Origin of the sequence: Streptomyces sp. NPDC006335 (genome assembly GCF_040612795.1) — a bacterium.
Lineage (GTDB): Bacteria > Actinomycetota > Actinomycetes > Streptomycetales > Streptomycetaceae > Streptomyces.
Window position 1 is genome coordinate 1 of sequence record NZ_JBEXQX010000047.1, and the last position, 4,991, is coordinate 4,991.

Sequence of the window (4,991 nt, forward strand, 5' to 3'; positions counted from 1 at the left end):
TCCCCGATCTGCGCGCCGGTGGCCAGTGGCGGCCCGTCCTCGAAGCCGGTCGTGGCCATCGACCCGCCCATCGCCTGCGCCACCACCTCATACGCTTTGAAGTTCGTGTACGGGCCGTCCCCGAACCCTTTGATCGAGGCGTACACGATCCGGGGGTTGATCTCCCGGATCCGCTCCCACGTGAAGCCCATACGATCGACCGCGCCCGGTGCGAAGTTCTCCACCAGCACGTCCGCATCCCGGAGCAACGCGGTCAGGATCTCCCGGCCCCGGTCCGTCTTGGTGTTCAGCGTGATGCTGCGCTTGTTGCAGTTGAGCATCGTGAAATACAGCGAGTCCGCATCCGGCACGTCCCGCAGCTGCCGGCGCGTGATGTCCCCGCCCGGCGCCTCCACCTTCACCACATCCGCCCCCAGCCACGCCAGCAACTGCGTCGCCGACGGACCCGACTGCACATGCGTCATGTCCAGCACCCGCACACCCTCAAGAGCCGTTCCCGACACAGGCCACCTCACTTGTCCGTTGCCTTGAGCGTCCTGGCGCTGCTGGTTCCTGGCTGATTTCTGGCTGGTTCCCGCCTGGTCCGGCTCCCGTTCGGCACATTGCATACAGTCGACGAATACTGTATGAAGATTGTTATCCCGCATCCGATGGGTGATGTCCAGGGGGCGTGCACCACTTTTAAGTCGCGCATGACTTTCAGACGGGAGCCGAATCATGGACCTGTACGAGCACCAGGCGCGGGCCCTCTTCGAAGAACACGGAATCCCGGTGCCGCGCGCCGAGGTCACCGGCTCGCCCCAGGAGGCCCGTGCGATCGCCCGCGGGCTCGGCGGCCGTGTCGTCGTCAAGGCGCAGGTCAAGACCGGTGGCCGGGGCAAGGCGGGCGGGGTGCGGCTCGCCGCCGACCCCGGCGAGGCCGAGCGGACGGCACGCCGGATCATCGGCATGGACATCAAGGGACACACCGTCGGGGAGGTCATGCTGGCTCAACCGGTGGACATCGAGAGCGAGTTCTACGTCGCCTACGTCCTCGACCGGGCCGCGGGTGGCTTCCTCGCCATCGCCTCGGCCCAGGGCGGCATGGACATAGAGGAGGTCGCCGCGGTCCGCCCGGAGGCGGTCGCCCGGATACCCGTCGACCCCGCCGAGGGCGTCACCTCGGCGAAGGCGGGCGAGATCGCCGCCGCGGCCGGCCTGCCACCGCAGACCGTCGACGTCCTCGTACGGCTGTGGGAGGTCCTGGTCCGCCAGGACGCCCTCCTCGTCGAGGTCAACCCGCTCGTGCGCACCCGGCAGGGGCACATCCTCGCCCTCGACGGGAAGGTCACGCTCGACGACAACGCCCTCTTCCGGCAGGCCCGTTGGGGCGACGAGAACATCGCCTACGACGATCCGCTGGAGGCCGCCGCCGCCGCGAAGGGCCTCAACTACGTCAAACTCGACGGCGAGGTCGGCATCATCGGCAACGGCGCCGGCCTGGTCATGTCGACCCTCGACGTGGTCGCCGGCTGCGGGGCCCGTCCCGCCAACTTCCTCGACATCGGCGGCGGCGCCTCGGCCCAGGTCATGGCCGACGGGCTGACGGTCATCCTGTCGGACCCGGCCGTGAAGTCCGTCTTCGTCAACGTCTTCGGCGGCATCACCGCCTGCGACGCGGTCGCCGACGGCATCGTGCGGGCCCTGGACGAGGTCCGGCTCACCAAGCCGCTCGTCGTGCGCCTCGACGGCAACAACGCCGCCCGCGGCCGGGCCGTCCTCGACCGTCACGCCCACCCCCTGGTCCAGCAGGCCACCACCATGGACGGTGCCGCCCGCCGTGCCGCCGAACTCGCCCACACCGGTTGAAGGAGCGGAACATGGCCATCTTCCTGACCAAGGAGTCCAGGGTCCTCGTCCAGGGCATGACCGGCGGCGAGGGCATGAGACACACCCGGCGCATGCTCGCCGCCGGCACGAACGTCGTGGGCGGCGTCAACCCGCGCAAGGCCGGCTGGGCCGTCGACTTCGACGACCGTGTCGTCCCTGTCTTCGGGTCGGTCGCCGAGGGGATGCGGGCGACCGGAGCGGACGTCACCGTCGTCTTCGTGCCACCAGCCTTCGCGCAAGCGGCAGTCGTCGAGGCCGCCGACGCCGGGATCGGCCTCGCCGTCGTCATCACCGAGGGCATCCCCGTCCACGACTCCGTCGCCTTCACGTCGTACGCGAAGAAGAAGGGGACGCGGATCGTCGGCCCCAACTGCCCCGGCCTGATCACCCCCGGTCAGTCCAACGTGGGCATCATCCCCGCGGACATCACCCGGTCCGGCCGGATCGGCCTGGTGTCCAAGTCGGGCACGCTCACCTACCAACTCATGCACGAGCTGCGCGACATCGGATTCTCCACCTGTGTCGGCATCGGCGGAGACCCCGTCGTCGGCACCACCCACATCGACTGCCTGGCCGCCTTCCAGGACGACCCCGACACCGAACTGATCGTCCTCATCGGGGAGATCGGCGGCGACGCCGAGGAACGGGCGGCCGCCTACATCCGTGAGCACGTCACCAAGCCCGTCGTCGGCTACATCGCCGGATTCACCGCGCCCGAGGGCCGGACCATGGGCCACGCCGGCGCCATCGTGTCCGGTTCGGCGGGCACGGCACAGGCGAAGAAGGCGGCCCTGGAGGCGGTCGGCGTCAAGGTCGGGAACACCCCCACCGAGACCGCCCGCCTCGTGCTCACCCTGCTGGACACGGTCCGCGAGGCCCCTCGGGCCTGACCCGGAACCACACCGCGGCGGACGGAGCTTCAACCGGCCCCGCCGCGTTCCCCCATACCCCGCCCCCGACTGTGCACCGAGAGCGGAGACATCGCATGACGACCACCCTCAACGACACCCACCTCGTGGTGAAGTCCGGAACCTCATGGAACGACGCCTGGCAGCGCTGCCTCGCCGTCGCGCCCGAGGCGTTCCGGGACGACCGCGTCCTCAACCTCTGGGCCTCCGCCTGGCGGGCCGACGGCCGGGCCCTGCCCGCCACCAGCCCCGTCGACGGCAGCCCGATCGCCGGCCCGCCCCGCCTGGACCGGGAAGCCGCCCACCAGGCCGTCCGCGCCTCCCTCGACCAGCACCGCGCCTGGCGGCACATACGGCTCGAAGAGCGCCGGGCCCGCGTCGCGGCCACCCTCGACGCCCTCACCCAGCACCGCGAACTCCTCGCGCTCCTGCTCGTCTGGGAGATCGGCAAGCCCTGGCGGCTCGCCCAGGCCGACGTCGACCGGGCCATCGACGGCGTGCGCTGGTACGTCGACGGCATCGAACCGATGGTCGAGGGCCGGGCCCCGCTGGACGGCCCGGTGTCCAACATCGCGAGCTGGAACTACCCGATGAGCGTGCTCGTTCACGCCATGCTGGTGCAGGCACTGGCGGGCAACGCGGTCATCGCCAAGACCCCGACCGACGGCGGTGTCGCCTGTCTGACGCTGGCCTGCGCGCTCGCCGCCCGCGAGGGGATCCCCGTCACCCTAGTCAGCGGCAGCGGGGGAGAGCTGTCCGAGGCGCTGGTGCGGGCGCCCGAGATCGGCTGTGTCTCCTTCGTCGGCGGCCGCGACACCGGTGCCGCCGTCGCCACGGCCGTCGCCGACCTCGGCAAGCGCCACGTCCTCGAACAGGAGGGACTCAACACCTGGGGCATCTGGAACCACACCGACTGGGACGCGCTCACCGCCGTCATCCCCAAGCTCTTCGACTACGGCAAGCAGCGCTGCACCGCCTACCCCCGGTTCGTCGTCCAGCGCGAGCTGTTCGACGAGTTCCTGACGGCCTACCTCCCCGCCGTGCGCACCCTGCGCCTCGGCCACCCGCTCGCCGTCGAGCACCCCGACGACCCCTACCCGGCACTGGACTTCGGGCCGGTGATCAACGCGGCCAAGGCGAAGGAACTCCGCGACCAGGTCGCCGAGGCCATCAGCCGCGGCGCCGTCCCCGTGCACCGCGGCAGCGAGGCGGACGCCCGCTTCCTGCCCGGCCAGGACACCTCGGCGTACGTCCAGCCGGTCACGCTCCTGAACCCGCCCCCCTCCTCACCCCTGCACCACGCGGAACCCTTCGGCCCGGTCGACACCATCGTCCTGGTCGACACGGAGGCGGAACTGCTGGCCGCCATGAACGCCTCCAACGGCGCCCTGGTCGCCACCCTCTCCACCGACGACCGGGCGACCTTCGACCGGCTCGCCCCGCAGATCCGCGCGTTCAAGGTCGGTCACGGCAAGCCGCGTTCCCGCGGTGACCGCGACGAGCTCTTCGGCGGCTTCGGCGCCTCCTGGCGCGGCGCCTTCGTCGGCGGCGATCTGCTGGTGCGTGCGGTCACTCAGGGCCCGGCGGGCGAGCGGCTGCCCGGGAACTTCCCCGAGTACCAGCTCATGCCGTGAGGCGAGGCCGGGCGGCGCCGAGCAGAGGCACCGCCCGGCCACCGGCGAACACACGACGACACAGAGATGGGGTGACGAGCATGACGTCGGCTCTTGAGGGTGTGCGGGTGCTGGACATGACGCATGTGCAGTCGGGTCCGTCGGCGACGCAGTTGCTGGCGTGGCTGGGGGCGGATGTGGTGAAGGTGGAGGCGCCGGGCGGGGACATCACGCGCCGGCAGCTGCGGGACGTGCCGGATGCGGACTCGCTGTATTTCACGATGCTCAACTGCAACAAGCGCAGCATCACGCTGAACACCAAGACGGACCGGGGGCGGGAGATCCTGACCGCGTTGGTCCGGGGTGCGGATGTGCTGGTGGAGAACTTCGCACCGGGCGCGGTGGACCGTATGGGCTTCACGTGGGAGCGGATCCGGGAGATCAACCCCCGGATCGTGTACGCCTCGATCAAGGGCTTCGGGGAGGGCCCGTACACCGGCTTCAAGGCGTATGAGGTGGTGGCGCAGGCGATGGGCGGGTCGATGGCCACGACCGGCTTCGAGGACGGGCCGCCACTGGCCACCGGCGCGCAGATCGGGGA

5 protein-coding genes are annotated in these 4,991 nt (G+C 70.6%); 4 read left to right on the forward strand and 1 reads right to left on the reverse strand.

What is annotated here, in order from left to right:
* Window positions 1-503: CoA transferase (locus tag ABZ098_RS44840; protein ID WP_356600868.1), on the reverse strand; the 503-nt coding region annotated here is incomplete at its 3' end.
* 214 nt (window positions 504-717) lie between these two features.
* Here ABZ098_RS44840 and sucC point away from each other — a divergent pair.
* The 4 genes from sucC to ABZ098_RS44860 form a co-directional block, all read left to right on the forward strand.
* A complete protein-coding gene (gene sucC / locus ABZ098_RS44845; protein ID WP_356600870.1) occupies window positions 718-1,848 on the forward strand; it encodes an ADP-forming succinate--CoA ligase subunit beta in 1,131 nt (376 codons plus the stop codon).
* Between the two features lie 11 nt (window positions 1,849-1,859).
* Window positions 1,860-2,759 carry a succinate--CoA ligase subunit alpha gene (gene sucD / locus ABZ098_RS44850; protein WP_356600871.1) on the forward strand — a complete coding sequence of 300 codons (900 nt, stop codon included), beginning with the start codon at window positions 1,860-1,862 and terminating at the stop codon, window positions 2,757-2,759.
* A gap of 95 nt (window positions 2,760-2,854) precedes the next feature.
* Complete coding sequence (locus ABZ098_RS44855) at window positions 2,855-4,411, forward strand: aldehyde dehydrogenase family protein (protein ID WP_356600873.1); 1,557 nt, start codon at window positions 2,855-2,857, stop codon at window positions 4,409-4,411.
* A gap of 80 nt (window positions 4,412-4,491) precedes the next feature.
* Window positions 4,492-4,991 (forward strand): CoA transferase (locus tag ABZ098_RS44860; RefSeq protein ID WP_356600875.1); only part of this gene is annotated, 500 nt, incomplete at its 3' end.

Bases quoted from the DNA above. Each gene is read 5' to 3' on its own strand.
- ABZ098_RS44855 (WP_356600873.1), top strand. From the start codon at position 2,855: ATGACGACCACCCTCAACGACACCCACCTCGTGGTGAAGTCCGGAACC.
- sucD (WP_356600871.1), top strand. From the start codon at position 1,860: ATGGCCATCTTCCTGACCAAGGAGTCCAGGGTCCTCGTCCAGGGCATG.
- sucC (WP_356600870.1), top strand. From the start codon at position 718: ATGGACCTGTACGAGCACCAGGCGCGGGCCCTCTTCGAAGAACACGGA.